Source organism: Marinobacter sp. (assembly GCF_039977835.1).
In the GTDB taxonomy this organism is placed as follows: Bacteria; Pseudomonadota; Gammaproteobacteria; order Pseudomonadales; family Oleiphilaceae; genus Marinobacter.
Genome location: NZ_JBDWCL010000004.1, coordinates 358471 through 377376, shown reverse-complemented (window position 1 = coordinate 377376; position 18906 = coordinate 358471). Strand labels below are relative to the sequence as shown.

The following is an 18906-nucleotide window of genomic DNA, read 5'->3' as shown; positions in this document are numbered from 1 at the left end:
CCCGGCCTGAGCGTTGTAACACTGCTCAAAGACGCCGCCGGAGACGGGCATGATGCGCGATTATTCATTGGTCAAATTCAACTGACCGATATCCCGAGGGCCGGGCTGGAGTGGTTTAGACACCCGGCCCCGGGCTTTTTTTCCGGCGCCCCTCTGGGCCTGCCGCTTAACCTATTTTTGCTGGTATTGGGCCTGCTCCTGTTCGAGGCGTTTTTACGCTCGCGCCTCAATAGCCCGGTTGTGGCCCGTGAGATTTGATTATCTCATGTCGACAATGCCTGGCTAAGTACGACAGGCTGCTAAGGAGCCGGTCAATGCATACAGGACCCGCCATCCACCACCAGCGTCTGGCCGGTAATAAAATCGCTGTCCGATGAGGAAAAGAACACCACAGCACCGAGCATATCCTCCGGCATCTGCAGGCGCGGGATTGCCCGCGTCGACGCCGCAGAAGCGCGCCTCTGCCGGATTGCATCGTCCGGATTTTCTTCACTCATGGTACTGCCCGGCGCAATGCAGTTAACGCAGACGCCCTCTTTGCCCAGTTCATTGGCGAGCGTCTTGGTAAACCCGAGAATAGCGGCTTTTGACGCGACATAATGGATGCGGTTGTCAGACCCCTTGAGGGCCGTACCCGAGCTGATATTAATGATTTTGCCGTACTGCTGATCGCGCATATAGGGCGCTACAGCGCAGGAAGCCAGCCAGGCGCCTTTGACATTCACCGCCATCATGCGATCCCACTCTTCAGGATCAATCTCATCAAACGGCGCCCGAGACATGGGAACCGAAATAAAGATCGCGGCATTGTTAACCAGAATGTCGATGCGACCGAATTTTTCAGCCGCAAGCCTCGCCATCTCTTTAACGCTGTCCGGTTTTGTCACATCGGTGTGCACCGCCAGCGCCTCAAACCCTTCTTTTTCGAGTTCCTCTGCAGCGGATGTCGCCGATTTGACATCGATCTCTGCAATCACAACACTTGCGCCTTCTTCGGCCAGACGTCTCGCATAGGCCCTGCCAATGCCGTGACCTCCGCCCGTCACAATGGCCACTCGGCCCTTCAATCTTGAACTCATGATCTGCTCCTTCGTTCATTCCTGGTAGACAAACACTGATAAGGCTCAGGCTATGGGCGCGACGGTATCCCCTACCGTGACTCGCTTGAGCAGCCTGCGCTCGTTTTCATTGAAATCGTTTCGGGCATGAAGCACACAGCGGTTGTCCCAGATCAGCGTGTCTCCCACGCGCCAGCTGTGTTCATAGATAAACTCGGGGCGCTCACAGTGATCGAAGAGTTCGGCAAGCAGCGCGTCGCTCTCCGCCTCGGGCAGTTCCAGTATCCGGTCTGTCATCAGGCGGCAGACGTAGAGCGCTTTTTTGCCGGTCTCGGGGATAGTCCGGACCACCGGATGAACCGCTGAGGGTGAGTCTTTCGTTAGCTGTTTGTTGGCAGCGTTGGTTTGGCCGTATTGGTAGGTATTGAGTGCCGTGAGTCCCTCAAGTTTTCGCTTGGTTTCCTCGGGCAGCGCCTCGTAGGCCTGACACATGCTCGAAAAACGGGTTTCGCCGCCTTTGGAGGGTAATTCGATGGAATGCAGCACCCCAGCTTTGTTGGGTACTTTCTGGTGAATGCGGTCAAAGTGCCAGAACAGCTCACCGTCGGGCAGCGCGCCCAGTGCGGCGTCACCCTCGCGAATGTTGGAGATCACCATAATTTCTGGCCGCGTGGCCAGCGGGCTCATTTTGCGGGCCTTTTCGATCGAACCGAACGACTGCGCAAACTCAACCAGTTCGTCTTCCGTCACGCTGTTATCCCGGATGACCAACACGTGGTGCTTCAACCAGAGCTCGTTGAGCTCCTGCGCGTGGGCCTCATCAATATGCGTCAAATCCACGCCCCTGACCTCGGCTCCGAGTGCCGGGGAGAGAGGCAATGTCTGATAGGTCATTGTTGTTCTCCAGTGTCAGAATCACCACCGCACCTGTGACCAAACCGTCGCACTTTTCACGCAGTTTCCGTGCGGCTTTCCTTAGAAGAACCTTTAAGGTACACCGTTCCGCATAACAGAACAAGATGCAGCGGCCAGGCCGTCAAAAAAGCAGGTCGGAACGGGCGACGCCCTCAATAACCCGGCAAAAAGGTACTTGCCACTCGATCAGCAACGGCAACCAGCGCTTGTGCCGCCGGGCTCTCAGGTTTGTTTCTCAACCGAACCCGATGCAGGGGCCGTTTAAAGCGGTCTGGAAAATCGAGCACGTTTACCTTACCGACACTCAGGTGTTCCCGAGCCGCGACCGACGACACCATCGCAAGCCCCAGCCCGGCCGCAACGCTTTGCACCAGCGCGCCATTGCCGCCGACTTCAATCGTTCGGTCGACCTTTACGCCAGCCTGCTTAAGCAGGGCGAGCGTGACCGATCTCGTGCCGGAACCCTGCTCCCGCAAAACCCATCGCTCGGCATCCAGATCAGAAGCTTTCAGCGATTTGCGATTGAGCAATGGGTGGTCCGAGTGCGCCAGAATGACCAACTCATCTTCATGCCAGAACACCTCCTCAACCCGAGAGTCTTCTACAGAACCCTCGATAAAGGCGATATCCAGCTCGTAGGCCAGTAACCGTCGCTGAATCAGTTCCGTGTTTTCGCTGATAATCCGAACATCGATTGCCGGAAACTGCCGTAAGAACTCGGCAATCACGGGGGGGAGAAAGTAGGTCCCGATGGTTCGGCTGGCTCCGATGGTCAGGCTTCCGCGCTCCAACCCCTGCCGCCCCCGAAGATCGGCCATTGCAGACTGCTCCAGCGCAAAGATTGCGCGCGCGTGCTGGTACAGTTCAGCGCCCGCCTCGGTAGGCCTGACCTGCCCACCCCGACGCTCCAGCAAAGCCATCCCGAGTTGCTCTTCAAGTTCCCGAACCGCACGAGATACCGCGGGCTGACTGATGTGAATGGCCTCTGCGGCCCGGGAAAAACTGCGTTGCTCGGCAACACTGGCAAACGTGCGCAATAGGTGCAGGTTCATGGCGCTCTCACAGAAAGGCTCGTTAGTATGTGTTTATGTTATGGCTATATCAGAATTATATATTCGAATTATAGCAGCAGGTGACTTAGGTTATTTAGAACGGCCCGGAGTGTGACTGGGAGCAACACACTGGCCCCTATGAAATTCCGCAACCAGGTGATTCATGCTGCTGATCAACAATGACGACGTGTTCAAGTTACTGACCATGGAGGACTGCATCCGTGTTCAAGAGGAAGCTTTTCGGAAAATACCGACCGGAGGTGCCATTCACCGCCCCCGCATAGACATGTACATGCCCACGGACCAGGACGACAGCTATTATCGCTGGGGCTCCATGGAAGGCGCCAACGACGGCTATTTCGCTATCCGCATGAAGTCGGACGTCATCACCTGGCCAAGAACACCAGACGGCAACTGGACGGAAGAAAAATACTGTCGGGAGCCTGGCACCTACTGCGGGCTGATCTTCCTGCTGAGTACCCGTAACGCCGAGCCGCTGGCCTTTATCAACGATGGCGCCCTGCAACATATGCGGGTTGGTGGCGGCGCTGGCATCGGCGCAAAACACCTGGCCCGGGAAGATGCGCACGTGGTGGGCATGCTGGGCTCCGGCGGCATGGCCAGAACCTATCTCGAAGCGTTTGCCGCAGTGCGGGATATCCAGCAGTGCAAGGTTTACAGCCCCAATCCGGACAACCGTGAGGCGTACGCGGACGAAATGTCCCGCAAACTTGGCATTGAGGTGATCGCAGTCGACTCGGCAAAGGAAGCGGTAACAGGGGTCGACATTCTGTCCAGTTGTACCACAAGCATGAAACCGGTCTACGACGCCGACTGGATAGAGCCGGGCATGCACGTGACCAATCTGAGCCGACGGGAAATCAGCGATAAGGCCATGGACAAGTTCGATGTGGTTGTTCGCCAGGGCACCGCAGGTCTGCAAATGCGGCAGACCGAACGCTTTCAGGCAGAGCGTGGGTTCAGCCCGGCCGCGTTTATCGGTGGCACCCCGGAACAGATGAAACTCATCCCCGAAAAAAACCCCGAGCCGGGTTTTGGTGGCGACAGCCCGGAATTCAAAGATCGCGGCAAAGGTGGCGACAAACCAGACTTTGCTGATCTGGTATCTGGCAAAGCCAGCGGCCGAACCCGTGCCGACCAGGTCACTTTCTATCGCAACGTGGGCAACCAGGGGCTTCAGTTTTCGTCGGTTGGCGGCTGGGTCTACGCCCAGGCCCTTGCCAGAGGCATGGGGCGTGAACTGCCAACCGACTGGTTACTCCAAGACATCCGGGACTGATTCCCGACACGAGGTAAGGTATGACACTGATCATCAACAACGACGAGGTGGCTCAGGTTCTCACGGTAGACACCACGATTAACGCCCTGGAAGAGTCCTACCGGAATCTGGTGCTGGGTGAAGCCACCTGTCGGCCGAGAATAGACATCCGGATTCCCACCAGTGATCCGCAAAAAAATTACCAGTTCGGTTCCATGGAGGGTGGGTCGACCAAGGGCTATTTCGCGACCCGAATGAAGTCCGACATTGTTTACGAAACGACCTACAACGGGGCGACAACCTCGGAAAAATACTGTGTTCGCCCGGGCCTGTTCTGCGGACTGATATTCCTGACCTCCATCGAAAACGGCGAACCGCTGGCGTTCATTAACGACGGCGTTCTGCAACACATGCGGGTCGCGGGCGACGGCGGCATCGGCGTCAAATACATGGCCAGGAAAGACGCAGAAGTTGTCGGCATGCTCGGTTCGGGCGGCATGGCCAAGTCCCACATGGACGCCTTCATGAACGTCCGCAACATTAAAAAGCTGCAGGTATACAGCCCAACCCGGGAAAACCGGGAAGCTTTCGGTCGCGAGATGGCCGAAAGGCACAACATTGAAGTTCAGGTGTGTGACAGGCCCGAGCAGGTCTACAAGGGCGCACATATTGTCGCGTCCCTCACCGACTCGGCCGTATCCGTGCTGGACGGCAATCTGATCGAGCCGGGTGCCCATGTCATAGTCGTAGGAAGCGAGGGTCGGCCCGACCCAGCCACCATGGAAAAGGTGGATGTGTATTTGCGTTTCGGCGACACACCCGCCCCAACGGGTCATCCGGAGTTTGAGACGGACGCTGAATACATCGCCTGGGAAGCCCGCCCTGATCTGCCCAAATTTGGAAACGGCCGCTGGGGCACCCGTGGCCGGGGGGTCTGGTTGCCAGACAGGCGGATCACCCTGGCGGACATCCTGAACGGTAAAACGCCGGGCCGGATTTCGGATCAGCAGATTACCTGGTCAGAACGCGGCAACCTTCAGGGTGCCCAATTCTATGCCGTTGCTGGCAAAGTATACGAACTGGCGAAGGCCGCTGGCCTGGGATACGAGATCCCCACCAGCCTGTTCCTGCAGGACATACGAAACTGACGCCAGGGCCGCCTTCGCTGCCCGAATCGAGGAAAACCGCTGATGACCCTCTTGTTGAACAACGACGAAGCCGAACGCCTGCTGAAGATGCCGGAGGTGATTGACGAGCTGGCCCTCGCTTACAGCGATCTGGCCCGCGATCAAGCCATAAACCGCAATCGCTCAGATACCGCGATCCCCCGGCCGGAACTCGGCGCCAGCTATGTGTTCAAGTCCATGGAAGGAGGCTACCCGCGGAGGGGCGTCTACGCCCTGCGAATCAGCTCCGACATCATTCAGTGGCCCAACAGGGCCGATGGTCAGCACCGCAAGGAAAAGCTGCCAGCGCTACCAGGCAATCGTTGGTTGGGCCTTGTACTATTGTTCGGCATCGACAATGGCGAACTGCTTGCGGTGCTCCCTGACGGCATTATCCAGCGCTTTCGCGTTGGCGCCACCAATGGACTGGGGATCAAAATGATGGCCCGCCAGAATGCTCGCCGAATCGGCCTGATCGGCGCCGGTTACCAGGCCGGAACCCAGGCCCAGGCAGCTTGCGCGGTACGACCCATCGAGGAAATCCGCGTCTACAGCCCTACCGCTACCAAGCGCCAGGCCTTTGCCGAGGAATGGTCCGAGAAGCTGGGCATTCCGGTGATTCCCGTTGCCCATGCAAAAGAGGCAGTGGCGAAAGCCGACATCGTTTTGTGTGCGACCAATTCAATGCAGCCGGTGATCCAGGCCGACTGGCTGGAGCCCGGCATGCATCTTTCCAGCCTGAAACGGTTCGAGTTGCCGGCGGAATGCTATCGGCGAGCCGACCGGGTCGCCGTCCACACCCGCTTGTGGGAGCCTGACATGTTGATGATGGGAGAGGAAAACATTCCCGATGACGAACTCTGGGCCAAGCGCAAAGCCGGCGATGGCATCGATTGGCTCAATCAGCCCGAGATCGGGCAACTGACCTCAGGCCAGATATCGGGACGGGACAACGATCAGCAAATCACCTGTTTCATGAACAACGTTGGCCTCGGGCTCCAGTTTGCCGCTGCAGGCGCACTGCTGTTCGAAAAAGCCCGTCAAACCGGCGCTGGCCGGGAGCTCCCACTGGAATGGTTCACCCAGAGCGTCGTTTCTTGAAAAAACGCCGGTGAGCTCACCGGGTTTTATCCCGGAGCTGATTCAAAACATCGTCAAGCGCCATCACGTCCGCATACTTGTGATGCAGATCGAACAGGCTGGCCTGGTGGGAAATAGGGTTGCGGTCAAACACGGCTTCTTCAACCAGCACCGTGTGAAAGCCATAGGAAAAACTGTCGGTCGCCGTGGCACGAACGCAGCCGCTGGTGCTTTCACCAACCATGATCAGCGTCTCGATACGAAGACGCTGCAGATAGGTCGCCAGTGGTGTGCCATAGAAACAGCTGGCGCGTTCCTTGGCGATCACCAACTCACCATTTTCGGGCGTCAGCTCCGGGTGAATGTCGTAGGCGTTTTCAGAGGCCTGGCCCGATCGCCGAAAGGTCGCGCTGGCCTTACGCTGGTGGTCAGCATTGCGAAGATCCTTGGTCGAGAAGAGCACGGGCAGACCCTGTAAACGCATTTCATGCAGGATCTGCCGGGTTGGCCCCAGGGCCCGCCAGGCGAATTCACCGCAGGAACTCGGGTAATCCCGATAAAGCTCACTCACCGGGCGCTCACCACCTTCATAACAGAGGTTGTAAAGATCGACCAGGAGCAGGCCGCAGCGGCCTTTGATACCCGTTTGCCGTCGGTAGGGTGCGTACAGGTCGTAAATTTCCTGTGGGTACAGGTCCTGCCAACAGTGGTTCTCAAAGTCATGATGCTCGGCCATTCGGCGCCTCTCTTGTTGGTGTTGCCTTTTACTTCAGCTATTCTATATTAAAGAACGCCGTTCCATTTTTGCAAAACAATAAGAAGGTCACTGATATGAAAATAACTCCCTCGAACCTTGCCAGCATCGCGATCGGGTGCCTGCTTTCAATGGGCGTCATGGCCCAGGACAGCAGCGCAGAATCCTTTTATGAGGGTCGGACGGTTGAGCTAATGGTCGGTTTCTCCCCCGGTGGCGGTTACGACACCTATGCCCGCACACTTGCCCGACACCTGCCCAAACATTTTCCCGGCAACCCGAATGTGGTTGTCCGGAATGTTCCCGGGGCCGGCTCATTGGTTCTGATGAACCAGATCGCCAATTCCCTGCCCAAAGACGGCTCGGTGTTTGCGCTGGTCAATTCGGGAATTCCGTTCGAGCCCCTGTTCGGCAACAAACAGGCGAAGTTCGACACTCAGGAGGTCAACTGGGTTGGCAGTCTTGCAGACGATACGGTGCTGGGAATTGCCAATGCCGACAGCGGCATAGAACACTTGCTGGATCTGCGTGAGAAGAGCATGACCATGGGTGGCTCAGGCGCAGGCTCCAGCACCAATTTCATGCCCAGAGTTCTGGCAGAGCTGTTCGATCTCAATCTGACGGTTATCGCAGGTTACCCGGGCTCTACCGACATCGTACTCGCCATGGAGCGGGGTGAAGTCGACGGCATAGGGGGCCAGTTCATGAGCACGATTATGACCCGCACCCCGGAGTGGCTGGCCGAAGACCGCAAAGTAAACCACATCTATCAATTATCCATGAAGAAACACGAGCTATTGCCCGACGTGGATCTTGTCCGTGACATGGCCGAAACAGAAGACCAGCGTCAAGCAGTAGATCTGCTGGCTGCCAGCCTGATGTTCGCGCGCCCATTTGTGGCGCCTCCCGGCATAGATCCCGAGCGCCTGGACATTCTGCGCACGGCGATGGAACAGACGGCAAAAGACCCGGAATTTCTGGCTGACGCCGAGCGCCAGAGCTTGCCGGTCAATTTTGGTTCCGGGGAAGAGATGCACGCATTCTTTGCAAAAATCGAACAGACGCCCCCTCACGTTGTTGAGATCGTCGTGTCAGCGAAGAATTGATCGAATATTCGGCAAGGACATGACCATGGCAGTACCGCTTAATCTGAGTCTCGCCATTGAACGTTACGATCGACACTTCCCGTTCTTCGACAACACCCTGCAACTGCCGGAGGGCCTGAACCTAACGGTTTACCAGACCGGTCAGTCTGCCCCACTGCGCGACGGCAAGGGTCGCCATGAACGCATGCTGCACGGCGGTGATTACGACGTGGCCGAGTTTTCTTTATCTACCTTTCTTATGGCCCGCGCCCGCGGCATGCCCATCGTCGGCATTCCCGTGTTTCCGCGACGCCTGTTCAGCCTCAGTCAGATGTGGGTGCATCCGGATTCGGACTTACACCAGCCTCGGGACCTGATTGGCAAGAAGGTCGCTATTTCTTCCTTTCAGACCACGCTGTCGCTGCTTGCCAAAGGGGATCTGAAATTTCAGTACGACACGCCCTGGGAACACATTCACTGGCTGCTTACCACACAGGAAAAAGTCCCGTTCGATTTCAAGCCCGGCGTCCGGGTGGACTATATCGGCGGTAGTCGGGAAGACGTGGCACAGAAACTGGCGAATCATGAAATCGACGCCTTTTTCCTGCCCCACCCGCCGCACTCGGTCGTTTCCGGTAAACTACCGGCGCGGCGCCTAATAAGCGACTGCCGGGCCGCAGAGATCGATTATTTCCGCCGCGTCGGTGACTTTCCGATCATGCACGTGATTGCCCTCCGGCAGGAGCTGGCTCAACAGGAACCGTGGCTGGGCCGCGCACTTTACGATCTGTTCAATCAGGCCAAATCACTGGCCGAGGAATATTACGAAGACCCCGGTTGGTCCCGACTGGCCTGGGGACGTCATTACTACGAGCAGGAAAAGGCCCTGTTCGGCAGCGATCCATGGGAGAACGGTTTTCGACGAAACCGGGCAAATCTCGAGCGCTTCATCCAATACTCCCAGGATCAGGGAATGATCGATTCGATCTACCCTCCGGAAGAACTCTTTGTGGACGACACACTGAACACCTGACCGCTTTGGTGTCAGCGACGGTAAAACTGTTTCAACAATCGTAACCGATAAGTTTTAGAAACCAGGGACTCATCATGAAGTTAAACCAGACACGCCGCATTGGCCTCGGTTGCATGAACCTGTCTCACGCCTATGGCAAGCCTTCTTCGCCTGAGCAGGCAAGTAAACTCCTGAATCTGGCCCTTGATCTTGGCTACAATCATTTTGATACTGCAGCGTTTTATGGCCTGGGCACCAATGAACAATTGATTGGCGATGCGGTTGCCCATCGGCGCAACGAATATTTTCTGGCCAGCAAGTGTGTGTTGGTGCCGGACGAAAATGGCAAACGCTCACTGGATGGCCGTCCGGAACGCATCCGCCAAACCTGCGAACAAGCTCTCCGGCGCTTAAAAACAGACTTTATCGACCTGTATTACTTGCACCGGTACGATAAAAAAGTTCCGCTGGAAGACAGCGTTGGCGCAATGGCTGAGCTGGTCGCTGCCGGAAAGATTGGCGCTATCGGGTTGTCGGAAGTTTCGGCGGATACGCTTCGACGGGCTAACGCCGTGCACCCCATAAGTGCGGTACAGACAGAATACTCGTTGTGGACGCGCAATGCGGACATAGCGGTTATGGATACTTGCGCAGAACTGGGCGCCAGTGTTGTTGCCTTCAGTCCCCTCGGGCGGGGGTATTTAACCGGCACCCTGACGGATGTCACTCGCCTGGCCGACAGCGATATTCGCCGCAAAATGCCACGTTTCTCTGAAGACAATTACGCCAAGAACCTCTTATTGCTTGAGCCATTGAAACAGGTTGCCAATAACCACAATGTCTCAATGGCTGAAGTCGCTCTGGCTTGGGTCCTACAACGGGCCGAGCATATTGTGGCCATTCCCGGTACCTCGTCCGAGACCCACCTCAAAACCAACTTTAAGGCTCAATCAATCCGGCTTTCAAAGGCGGAATGGCAGCTTTTGAACGACGCCATTAACGATCAAAAGGTCCATGGCGCACGCTACAGCGAAGCGGCCCAGGCAGATGTCGATACCGAACAATTCGCCTGAACTCTGGGAAAGGCCCGGGTTTGGGCCTTTCCCGGGCAGGGATTTACATAGCGCTTTTCACCACCTCAATGACTTCTTCCGGGTACTCATAGGTTTCAACAACAATGGCCTGAGCCTCTTCACCGGTCACAAAATCAATGCTCAGACTCTGATTCGCCGCATCCTCAAGAAACTCGGGATCCATGGCTGTTGCGGCCAGCGCTTTGCGCATGATGGCCACCCGCTCTTGGGGCACTCCCGGAGGCATGACGTAGGGGCGAGCAATCAACTGCCGGGCCAGGAACAGCCTCAAGACCTTTGTTTGCTTGTCCGTTTCCGCAAAGTCCATGACTAAAGGCACATCCGGCAGATCCGGGTGTTTTTCCAGCGCCATCTGAAAAAGCACATTCACCTCACGATTTTCAATCCAGCCGAGCCTCTGGGTTCTGGCGCTGCTCAGCAACCAGCTGCAACGCCCCTCTACTTCACCACGCTCCATCGCCAGCAGGATGTCGTTGCCGCCCGGGTACCCGGTAATAATGTTGAATTTGAAATCGAAAAGCTCAGCCATCACCCTCGGGTAGATGTTGGTGCTGGCACCGGCGCCGGAAGCACCCACCGTCAGCGCCTTGGTCTTGAGATCCTGCCAGGTCTGCACGTCTGCGTCCTTGTTGGAAACGCAGAGGCTGGTGCCTTTGGACAGACTGCCCAGCCAGACGATATCAGCGGCTTTGTACTGTGCCTGATCATTGCCAAACAACGGCTCAAAGGCCATCCCCTGATTGACCGTTGCAAAGACGGTCCCGTCGTTGGGAAGTGTATTCGCCACCTGATTCATCAGCACAAGGCTGCCGGCCCCGGTGACGTTTCTGGGCACCACATCCGGATTACCCGGGATGTGCTTGCCGATATGTCGGGCAAGGGTTCGGGCGTAGGTGTCATAGCCCCCACCCGGAGAATGTCCGATCAGCAGATCAATGGTTTTACCGGCGTAGAAATCATCGGAGTTACTGGTTTGTCCGACAGCGGCGGCCGACCAGCAAGAGATGGCCATGACAAGCGCCAGGAAATGTATCGTTGCTCGCATGTTGTTATCCTTATTCATAGCATCAGTATTTTGTTGACAGCCTCTGATCATTCAAATTAATCGGAAACGCGTGACACACAGAGCGCTTCAAGCTCTGTCAGGGAAACAACAGACGCGTACTTGGCGCTAATGTCGAATAAATTGGCGCAATGGGCAAAGTGAGAGCGATCAAAGCAGCAATCGTCAACCAGATAGGTTGTGTATCCGTGGGAGCACGCATCTACCACCGAAGCCCGCACGCAGCCGGATGTCGAGACGCCACAGACGACCACTGTGTCGACTTTCCGCATCTGGAGATAGGAGTTCAACGGCGTCGCAAAAAAACAACTGGCTTTGGCTTTCTCCAGTACCCATTCACTCTCGAGTGGGTCGATTCCGGGCGGGAATTTCTGACCTTCGGGCGGCGATGGCCTGGACCTCACACGCTTGGTCGCGCCCCCCGCAAATACCTGATCAAGGCTGTCATTGCGGGTAAACACAACGGGCCAGCTTCGGTCGCGGAACAGCTGCAGCAGCTGGGCGATCCGCGGCAACGCTTCCCAGGCCACCTCACCGCACGCGGTGGGAAACTCTCGGATCGCGTCTGCCACAGGCTGGGGTCGGGAGCCGGTAAACGACAGTGTTACATCGATGACTATCAATGCCGGACGTTCACCAAACGGCTGTCGTTCTCCGAATCCAGATTGCAGGTAGAGCGCCCGTTCAGTTTCGGGCACTACCCTCATCCAATCTTTCTCCGACCACCCATCCTGTTCAGCCAAACTGTATCTCCTTCAAAAGAGTAAGCCGGGTTATTGCATCGCCTCATTCAGAAGCTGCACTATATGCTCGGGGTAACCGTAGACTTCTCCGAAAAACGTCTGCATTTCCTGGCCATCTACGAAGTCTATACTCAACCCCTGATTGTTGGCGTCAGCAAGAAACTCGGGATCCGCAGCCGTCTGTTCAAGCGCATTGCGCAGAGTCGCCAGACGCTCAGGAGCCATGCCCGGAGGCGCCACATATGGACGACCCATGATCAGTCGTGCGCCAAGAAGGTCAACGACCCGCCTCTGGTCGTCAGTTGTCGCCATTTCGCTAACCAGCGGAACATCAGGCAGATCCGGGTGGCGCTTGCGCCCTAGCTGGAAAACGATATTCACATCACCGTCTGGCTCTAGCCAGTCCGGATTCTTGGCCTTGATCGTACTCAGGAATGCGCTCCCCATGCCATCGACTTCACCCCGCTCCATGGCCAGGCCAACGTCATTGCTGCCAGGATAGCCGCTGATGACGGTCATTTTCAGATCAAACAGTTCTGCCAGGACACGGGGAATCGTATTGGTGTTGGATCCGGCGCCGGTGGCCCCCACCGTCGCTTGCTTCGTTTTCAGATCCTGCCACTTAGTGATACCCGACTCTTTACGAAATAAGCCAACCGATGTAACCACACTCAGGTTTCCGAGCCAGCTCACCTCGTTGACATCGAACTTGGCCTGCTCATTACCAAACAGTGGCTCGAAGGGCATTCCGGAGTTGACGGCACCGAGGACGGTGCCGTCATTCGGCAATGTGTTCGCAATTTGATTCATCAGAACCAGAGAGCCGGCCCCCGGGACATTCTTGACCACCACATTCGGGTTACCCGGAATGTGTTTACCCAGATGGCGCGCCAATGTGCGGCCATAAGCGTCGTAACCTCCGCCCGCAGAGTAACCAATCATGAGTTGAACAGTGCGGCCATTGTAGAACTCCGCTTCACTCTGTTCACTGGCTACAACCGGTCCAGAAGATAATGCGGTGTATGCGCTGACAGTCAATGCCAGCAGGAACGATAAGCTCAACATTCTCATCTCAATGATTACCTTTTCGTTGTTTTGTTTAGAAATAATCACCCCTAGTAAACAGGGATCTGAGGAGCTTGGATAATGAAGAATTGGCGTTTTCAAATAACAGAAAGGAATTTATGTCTATTCAGGTTCGCTCTGGTGAAGAAACAGGATCTTCTGAGATTTGCTCGGGCTTGAACCGACGGCGCGGCACCTGGCTTAAATCTGTACTCAAAAATCTCAATACAAGAGCAGGTTCTGGCGTCGGAACCCGGGTTGAATGAATATCGCCGGGCAGGTACGCAACGGCATCACCACCCTTGAGCCGATCGATACGATCTACCCGCAAGGTGTTGCTGGTAGCATCGTATGCGTAAACCGGAATTTCCACTTCACCTTCATAGACGCCATATACGACCCAATAGGGCCCATGATCATGAGGCGTATTGGTGCGATAGCCGGCGTGATAGTGGTTCATTTGAATGAACCCGTGGTCCGGGTGTGTATAGAGAGGGAAGCCCGATGATTTTTCGGCTTTCAGGTTGCGCACCCATGCGGTGTCAGGCGTTGTGGAGCGCAGCCATTCACTCATCAGCTCACTCACGCGATGCGCTGTGTCTGTGTCTTTGGCGCTTTGCGATTGCCACAGGTCATTGATAGCAGAGATGTACTGCCGGAAAGCAATGTCGTTTGCTGGCTTGTTCACGTTCTTGACCTCCTGGAATCCCAACCCCATTGCTTCTACTCGAACGTTGAGCCTACCCCATCTTTATCAGACGCTCTGCGCTCTCCAGCACTTCATCGGTCCACGCCTTGGTCGCGCCGCCGTCAAGCAATCCATGCCGGATGCTCTGAATCTCGAGCTGGTGCCCGGTCAAGGCTTTCAGCACTTCAAATAAGTGCTGCCCTGTCCCGGCGACCTTTTCGCAAGCCTCGGCAACATAACGTGACGCGTCTTCTCGGGACATGTGTGCCGCCAATGCAAAGGTCGCTGCCTCGGCATAGATCAGGCCATGACTCTTGGCAATGTTGGTCTCAACGTTCTCGGCGGATATTTCCAGAGACTCAAGCCCTTCAAGGCAATGGCGCAGACTGACCGCTGTACCCATCAACATTTGCGGTAGCAGCAACCACTCCTGCGTCCATGCATAGCCACTGCGCTCGTGCTCATGCAACATGCATTGCTGCATCTGCCCTGCCAGACCGGCATTCTGGCGGGCCATGGTCACCATGATTTCAGCGTTCACCGGATTACACTTCTGCGGCATGGTGGACGAGCCACCCCCGTTGCTGAACCGCAACTCACCGACTTCTGTCTGCGCCATGCGCAGCCAGTCTTCCGCCATCTTTCCAAGGATGCCCGTCGTCATCGCCAGCCAACCGGAAAACTCCACCAGGCTATCCCGCTGGGCATGCCAGCTGGGGGCGTTCTGAAGACTCAGGCGATCAGCCAGGTTTTTCACGACGGCATCCGCCCCATCACCCATCGCCGCCAGGCTTCCTACCGCGCCACCCAGCTGAACTTTCAGAAGCCGCGGAACCAGTTCTTCCAGTCGCTCAAACTGCCGAAGCAAAGGCGCTATCCAGTTGGCGACCTTGAGACCAAAGCTCATCGGAATCGCCTGCTGAGTTCGGGTTCGGCCGGCAATCAACGTTCCGCGATGCGCCTCAGCCAACTGAACACAGAGTCTTATCGCTTCCAGCAACCGTTGCCGGTAGATCTTAATCAGCTCCCGGCAGTTAAGGATCAGGGCCGTATCGACAATATCCTGACTGGTCGCACCAAAATGCACCCAGCGGGCAAAATCCTGAGATAAGGTCTTTTTCAGGGCTTTAACCAGGGCAGGAACCGGCACGCCCGCCGACGCCACGCCAGCAGCAAGAGCGACCAAATCCGGTTCCAGAAGTTGCGTTGCCTGATTGATCGCATCGGCGGCCTCCTGCGGGATCAGTCCCACGTCTGCCTGGGCCAAAGCAAGTTGCCCTTCCACCTTTAGCATCGCTTTAATCTGGGCCTGATCCGACAGATACCAGCCGCACTCCTTATCCGACAGCAACTGACCGTAAAGGGCGGGGGCGTCGTGTGGGGTACTTTGGCTCATGGAGGCTCTCTCAGAGATCAAAAAACACAGTTTCCTGATCGCCCTGCATATGGATGTCAAACCGATACTCGATTCCTGACGGGGTATGATAACGCTTGGCAAGAAGCGTCACCTGCCGCTCGGGGGCCACGCTTGAAAACACCGGGTCTGCAGCGTTGGCAGCCGCTTCATCGTCGAAGTAGATACGAGTATAGACATGATTGAGCAGGCCACGCATGAACACCGTCACCGAAATGAACGGCGCGTGGCCGGGCTGAGCCGGACCGGGCTTGATGGTGCAGAAGGTAAAACGGGCTTGTTCGTTGGCGCCCGTTCCGCAGCGGCCGAATCCATGAAAATGGGGGTCCAGAGCGCGATTGCTGCGGGCGTCATTAGGGTGCGCATAGCGCCCGGCCGCGTTCGCCTGCCAGATTTCCAGAAGCGCGTCTTCAACTACCGCTCCGTTGCCGTCGAACACACGACCGGTCAGGCGAATGTGTTCGCCAAGGGTCTGGTCGGACGCCAGGCAGTGACCGGCAATCTGACTGTGAGGGTAATTGGCCTCAACAGGGTTCAGGCCATAGTGAAAAAAAGGACCTATCGTTTGCGACGGTGTCTGGAGGGGGCTCATTCTGTCCCCTCCATTGGCGTCGCCTGTGTGCCTCGCAGCACGATATCGAACACATAACCGAGGGCAAAGCCCTCTTCAGTCACGTCCAGGGAAAACTCACTGATCAATCGGCCTCTTGCAGCTTCCGGAACGCTCTCAAAGATCGGATCAAACGCGAGTAGCGGATCGCCCGGAAAATACATTTGGGTAATCAATCGCGTTGCGATGGTCGGCCCAAACAGCGAAAAGTGAATGTGATTGGGGCGCCAGGCGTTCGGATGGTTTCCCCAGGGATAGGCACCAGGCCGGATCGTGTAGAAGCGATAGCGCCCCTGATCGTCGGTCATGCACCGGCCAGCTCCGAGAAAATTCGGGTCAACAGGCGCATCGTGCTGGTCTTTTTTATGAATATAGCGGCCGGCAGCATTTGCCTGCCAGACTTCAATCAACGTATTGGGAAGGCTTTGGCCATTCTCATCGAGCACGCGCCCGGTCACGACAATTCGCTCGCCCAGCGGTTCGCCGTTCACTCTGCCATTGCGGGTGAGGTCATGATCAAGACTACCAATAACCTCGTCGCCAAAGGCAGGCCCTGTCATCTCTGCCAATTCGGGATCAATTTTTACCAGGCTACGCGAAGGACCTCGCAGGGACGTCGATTTATAACCCTGGTCAATGTAGGGCGGCTGAGATTTCCAATCGCGCCCACTCAATACACTCATTTGCCCTGTTCCTGTTTAATCGCGGCCACTTCCGCCATTTTTGCGTATTCCTGTTTCGCAATTTTCATGGCGTTGTTAGAAGCCGGAGCCCCCCCGTAAATAGCCACTTGCAGCAGAACTTCTCGCACCTCAAACATCGTTGCGCCAGTGTTTGCAGTAGCGCGGATGTGCATCGCCAGCTCATCTTCGTGACCCAGAACAGCCATCATCGCAATGGTGATCAGGCTACGATCCCGCTTACTCAGGCCCGGCCGACTCCATACCGATCCCCATGCGGACTCAGTGATGAACGTCTGGAATGGCTCGTCAAACGAAGTCTTGTTGGCTTCAGCCCGATCCACATGAGCCGACCCCAGCACCGAGCGCCGCACGCTCATGCCTCGCTCAAACCGGCACTCATGCTTTCCATGGCTGGCAATAAACCGGTCCACCAACGTTGCAAGCGCAGCTGGCTGTTCAATGCAGGGAAGATGACCGGATCCTGGAATCAGCTCATACCGGGCGTCCGGAATAAGCTGTGCCATCGATTCTACCACTGATGGCGGGGTTGCACCGTCCTGATCCCCAGCAATACAGAGCGTTGACAGCGACAAACGGCTGCAGATTTCGCTGTTATCCGCGTCACGTAGCGCTGCACAGGTATTGATGTAGCCTTCCGTTGGCGTATGCGAGAGCATGTTTTTCCAGATAGCGAACTGGGCTGGATTGTGCAAGGGATAATCGTAACTAAACCATCGCTCAAGCACCGCATCCTGGATCGAAGCGATGCCCTGCTTGCTCACCTCGTCGATCCGCTGATTCCACATTTCCGGCGTGCCGATGCGCGGCGCCGTTGCACAAAGAATGAGCCCTTTCACAAGGTCAGGGCGCCGGCTGGCCACTCCTTGCACAACCATGCCCCCGAAAGAAAGGCCGCACAGGTAAGCCTGGCTGACACTGAGCTCATCCAAAAGGTGAATCAGATCATCAACGTGTTCCTGCAATGACGTTCCACCCTCGCAGGTAGATAGCCCGTGACCGCGCATATCATAACGCAGAAACCGGTACTGATTACTCAATAACTCAACCACCGACGACCAGATGCGTGCATCAGTCCCGAGCGAATTCGAGAACACCACCAGAGGTCTGTATTCCGAGCCCTCAAGCTGGTAATTGAGATAACCCCCGCGAACGGGTAGCGCATTAATGTTCATGGAACGGGATACTTCTCTTGGAGTTTTCAAAGAGTTTTGATTACCCGCAGCTATATGTAAATTTACACTTGCTGATTTTTACATATAGAAAAGATTATGAAGCAGAGAACGCGGGGCGAAGCGCTCAACGGGGGCCCGACTGCGGACGCCCCGTGAGACAGGCGGATCAGGAATCCAGAGGTTTATGCGAGCTCAGATCCCAGAAATGCAATCGTAAGCTTCCACGACTCAGCAGCGGCATTCGGATCATAGCGATCCGCCCGAGTCTCGTTATTGAAGGCGTGACCCGCCCCTTTATGCATGTGCAGGCTAAAACGTTTGCCGTGTTTCTCCAGAGCCGCCTGGAAGTCTGGAACCGTGGCATTGATACGCTCGTCCTGCTCGCCGTAATGAAGCAGGAGCGGTGCATTGATGGCAGGCACCTGACTCGAATCCGGCGACTTGCCGTAATAAATGACCGCGGCATCAAGGTTCTGATCGGCCACAGCGAGCTCTCCCGACACTTTCCCGCCCCAACAAAAGCCAACGCTGGCGACTTTACCGTTTGAACCCGGCAAATGCCGCAGATAGTCCAGACTGGCCAGGTAATTGTTCAGGTTTTCTTCACTATCCAGGCTACCGATGGCTGCGCGTGCTTCATCTTCATCCTCCGGCGTACCGCCTTGCAGCGCCAGAGCATCCAGAGCAAAAGCGACAAAACCTTCTTCCGCAAAGCGCTCGACCACTTTTTCGATGTGTGAATTCAGGCCGGTGTTCTCATGGATAACCAGCACGGCAGGGTGTCTCTCAGAATCACTGGGATGAGCGAGATAACCGGCCAGCTTGCCTGCTGGCGTCGCAAAACAAGGGCGACCTGTAGAAACCTGAGAATTCGATGAAACCACGTTAGTACCCTCCTAGAATTTGTCGTGACCAACAGAATGTGTACCAACCAACAGCGTGAATAGGCCGG

Annotated in this window: 19 protein-coding genes and 1 pseudogene; 6 read left to right on the top strand and 14 right to left on the bottom strand. The window is 56.2% G+C overall.

Annotated elements, in window-relative coordinates:
• The 4 genes and pseudogenes from ABJM11_RS02215 to ABJM11_RS02200 form a co-directional block, all read right to left on the bottom strand.
• Positions 1-213, bottom strand: a pseudogene (locus ABJM11_RS02215) (IS5/IS1182 family transposase); the annotation flags it as partial.
• 98 nt (positions 214-311) lie between these two features.
• Entirely contained in the window at positions 312-1079 is a 768-nt protein-coding gene (locus ABJM11_RS02210; RefSeq protein ID WP_348296977.1) for a 3-oxoacyl-ACP reductase family protein, read from the bottom strand.
• A gap of 45 nt (positions 1080-1124) precedes the next feature.
• Entirely contained in the window at positions 1125-1952 is an 828-nt protein-coding gene (locus tag ABJM11_RS02205; protein WP_348296976.1) for a TauD/TfdA family dioxygenase, read from the bottom strand.
• A gap of 173 nt (positions 1953-2125) precedes the next feature.
• On the bottom strand, positions 2126-3025 hold the full coding sequence (locus ABJM11_RS02200) for a LysR family transcriptional regulator (protein WP_348296975.1): 900 nt from the start codon (positions 3023-3025) through the stop codon (positions 2126-2128).
• Between the two features lie 163 nt (positions 3026-3188).
• Here ABJM11_RS02200 and ABJM11_RS02195 point away from each other — a divergent pair, with 163 nt between their 5' ends.
• Genes ABJM11_RS02195 through ABJM11_RS02185 form a run of 3 tightly spaced genes read left to right on the top strand, consistent with a single transcriptional unit; the run spans position 3189 to position 6571 of the window.
• Positions 3189-4325, top strand: coding sequence for an ornithine cyclodeaminase family protein (locus ABJM11_RS02195; RefSeq protein ID WP_348296974.1), 1137 nt, complete (start codon positions 3189-3191; stop codon positions 4323-4325).
• A gap of 20 nt (positions 4326-4345) precedes the next feature.
• Positions 4346-5452, top strand: a complete 1107-nt coding sequence (locus ABJM11_RS02190) for an ornithine cyclodeaminase family protein (RefSeq protein WP_348296973.1) — start codon at positions 4346-4348, stop codon at positions 5450-5452.
• 42 nt (positions 5453-5494) lie between these two features.
• Positions 5495-6571, top strand: coding sequence for an ornithine cyclodeaminase family protein (locus tag ABJM11_RS02185; RefSeq protein ID WP_348296972.1), 1077 nt, complete (start codon positions 5495-5497; stop codon positions 6569-6571).
• 16 nt (positions 6572-6587) lie between these two features.
• Here the strand turns inward: ABJM11_RS02185 and ABJM11_RS02180 are convergent, their stop codons facing one another.
• On the bottom strand, positions 6588-7286 hold the full coding sequence (locus tag ABJM11_RS02180) for an isochorismatase family protein (protein WP_348296971.1): 699 nt from the start codon (positions 7284-7286) through the stop codon (positions 6588-6590).
• A 95-nt stretch (positions 7287-7381) separates the two neighbouring features.
• Here ABJM11_RS02180 and ABJM11_RS02175 point away from each other — a divergent pair, with 95 nt between their 5' ends.
• The 3 genes from ABJM11_RS02175 to ABJM11_RS02165 all read left to right on the top strand — a co-directional run bounded on the left by ABJM11_RS02175 (position 7382) and on the right by ABJM11_RS02165 (position 10474).
• Complete coding sequence (locus tag ABJM11_RS02175) at positions 7382-8410, top strand: tripartite tricarboxylate transporter substrate binding protein (protein WP_007153603.1); 1029 nt, start codon at positions 7382-7384, stop codon at positions 8408-8410.
• A gap of 25 nt (positions 8411-8435) precedes the next feature.
• Positions 8436-9422, top strand: a complete 987-nt coding sequence (locus ABJM11_RS02170; RefSeq protein WP_348296970.1) for an ABC transporter substrate-binding protein — start codon at positions 8436-8438, stop codon at positions 9420-9422.
• A gap of 74 nt (positions 9423-9496) precedes the next feature.
• On the top strand, positions 9497-10474 hold the full coding sequence (locus tag ABJM11_RS02165; protein ID WP_348296969.1) for an aldo/keto reductase: 978 nt from the start codon (positions 9497-9499) through the stop codon (positions 10472-10474).
• Positions 10475-10517: 43 nt separating this feature from the next.
• Here ABJM11_RS02165 and ABJM11_RS02160 read toward each other — a convergent pair whose 3' ends face one another.
• From ABJM11_RS02160 to ABJM11_RS02120, 9 genes are all read right to left on the bottom strand, one after another.
• Positions 10518-11540 carry a tripartite tricarboxylate transporter substrate-binding protein gene (locus ABJM11_RS02160; protein ID WP_348296968.1) on the bottom strand — a complete coding sequence of 341 codons (1023 nt, stop codon included), beginning with the start codon at positions 11538-11540 and terminating at the stop codon, positions 10518-10520.
• A gap of 56 nt (positions 11541-11596) precedes the next feature.
• On the bottom strand, positions 11597-12301 hold the full coding sequence (locus ABJM11_RS02155; protein WP_348296967.1) for an isochorismatase family protein: 705 nt from the start codon (positions 12299-12301) through the stop codon (positions 11597-11599).
• Between the two features lie 30 nt (positions 12302-12331).
• Complete coding sequence (locus tag ABJM11_RS02150) at positions 12332-13372, bottom strand: Bug family tripartite tricarboxylate transporter substrate binding protein (protein ID WP_407069946.1); 1041 nt, start codon at positions 13370-13372, stop codon at positions 12332-12334.
• Between the two features lie 121 nt (positions 13373-13493).
• The gene (locus tag ABJM11_RS02145; RefSeq protein WP_348296965.1) at positions 13494-14054 is read right to left on the bottom strand and encodes a hypothetical protein; all 561 of its coding nucleotides are present in this window, start codon (positions 14052-14054) and stop codon (positions 13494-13496) included.
• Between the two features lie 52 nt (positions 14055-14106).
• Positions 14107-15450 (bottom strand): 3-carboxy-cis,cis-muconate cycloisomerase, encoded by a 1344-nt coding sequence (gene pcaB / locus ABJM11_RS02140; RefSeq protein WP_007153610.1) that lies wholly within the window; start codon positions 15448-15450, stop codon positions 14107-14109.
• Positions 15451-15460: 10 nt separating this feature from the next.
• Positions 15461-16060, bottom strand: a complete 600-nt coding sequence (pcaG, locus tag ABJM11_RS02135) for a protocatechuate 3,4-dioxygenase subunit alpha (protein WP_348296964.1) — start codon at positions 16058-16060, stop codon at positions 15461-15463.
• Positions 16057-16761, bottom strand: a complete 705-nt coding sequence (gene pcaH, locus ABJM11_RS02130) for a protocatechuate 3,4-dioxygenase subunit beta (protein ID WP_007153612.1) — start codon at positions 16759-16761, stop codon at positions 16057-16059. The genes pcaG and pcaH overlap by 4 nt, the downstream gene beginning before the upstream one ends.
• Entirely contained in the window at positions 16758-17954 is a 1197-nt protein-coding gene (gene pcaD, locus ABJM11_RS02125) for a 3-oxoadipate enol-lactonase (RefSeq protein ID WP_007153613.1), read from the bottom strand. The genes pcaH and pcaD overlap by 4 nt, the downstream gene beginning before the upstream one ends.
• Before the next feature lie 182 nt (positions 17955-18136).
• Entirely contained in the window at positions 18137-18838 is a 702-nt protein-coding gene (locus ABJM11_RS02120; RefSeq protein WP_040474482.1) for a dienelactone hydrolase family protein, read from the bottom strand.
• Positions 18839-18906: the final 68 nt, after the last annotated feature.

What these genes read in the sequence shown, in the direction of transcription:
- ABJM11_RS02210 (WP_348296977.1), bottom strand. Translation starts at nt 1,079, where the DNA reads ATGAGTTCAAGATTGAAGGGCCGAGTGGCCATTGTGACGGGCGGAGGT.
- ABJM11_RS02205 (WP_348296976.1), bottom strand. Translation starts at nt 1,952, where the DNA reads ATGACCTATCAGACATTGCCTCTCTCCCCGGCACTCGGAGCCGAGGTC.
- ABJM11_RS02200 (WP_348296975.1), bottom strand. Translation starts at nt 3,025, where the DNA reads ATGAACCTGCACCTATTGCGCACGTTTGCCAGTGTTGCCGAGCAACGC.
- ABJM11_RS02195 (WP_348296974.1), top strand. Translation starts at nt 3,189, where the DNA reads ATGCTGCTGATCAACAATGACGACGTGTTCAAGTTACTGACCATGGAG.
- ABJM11_RS02190 (WP_348296973.1), top strand. Translation starts at nt 4,346, where the DNA reads ATGACACTGATCATCAACAACGACGAGGTGGCTCAGGTTCTCACGGTA.
- ABJM11_RS02185 (WP_348296972.1), top strand. Translation starts at nt 5,495, where the DNA reads ATGACCCTCTTGTTGAACAACGACGAAGCCGAACGCCTGCTGAAGATG.
- ABJM11_RS02180 (WP_348296971.1), bottom strand. Translation starts at nt 7,286, where the DNA reads ATGGCCGAGCATCATGACTTTGAGAACCACTGTTGGCAGGACCTGTAC.
- ABJM11_RS02175 (WP_007153603.1), top strand. Translation starts at nt 7,382, where the DNA reads ATGAAAATAACTCCCTCGAACCTTGCCAGCATCGCGATCGGGTGCCTG.
- ABJM11_RS02170 (WP_348296970.1), top strand. Translation starts at nt 8,436, where the DNA reads ATGGCAGTACCGCTTAATCTGAGTCTCGCCATTGAACGTTACGATCGA.
- ABJM11_RS02165 (WP_348296969.1), top strand. Translation starts at nt 9,497, where the DNA reads ATGAAGTTAAACCAGACACGCCGCATTGGCCTCGGTTGCATGAACCTG.
- ABJM11_RS02160 (WP_348296968.1), bottom strand. Translation starts at nt 11,540, where the DNA reads ATGCGAGCAACGATACATTTCCTGGCGCTTGTCATGGCCATCTCTTGC.
- ABJM11_RS02150 (WP_407069946.1), bottom strand. Translation starts at nt 13,372, where the DNA reads ATGAGAATGTTGAGCTTATCGTTCCTGCTGGCATTGACTGTCAGCGCA.
- pcaB (WP_007153610.1), bottom strand. Translation starts at nt 15,450, where the DNA reads ATGAGCCAAAGTACCCCACACGACGCCCCCGCCCTTTACGGTCAGTTG.
- pcaG (WP_348296964.1), bottom strand. Translation starts at nt 16,060, where the DNA reads ATGAGCCCCCTCCAGACACCGTCGCAAACGATAGGTCCTTTTTTTCAC.
- pcaH (WP_007153612.1), bottom strand. Translation starts at nt 16,761, where the DNA reads ATGAGTGTATTGAGTGGGCGCGATTGGAAATCTCAGCCGCCCTACATT.
- pcaD (WP_007153613.1), bottom strand. Translation starts at nt 17,954, where the DNA reads ATGAACATTAATGCGCTACCCGTTCGCGGGGGTTATCTCAATTACCAG.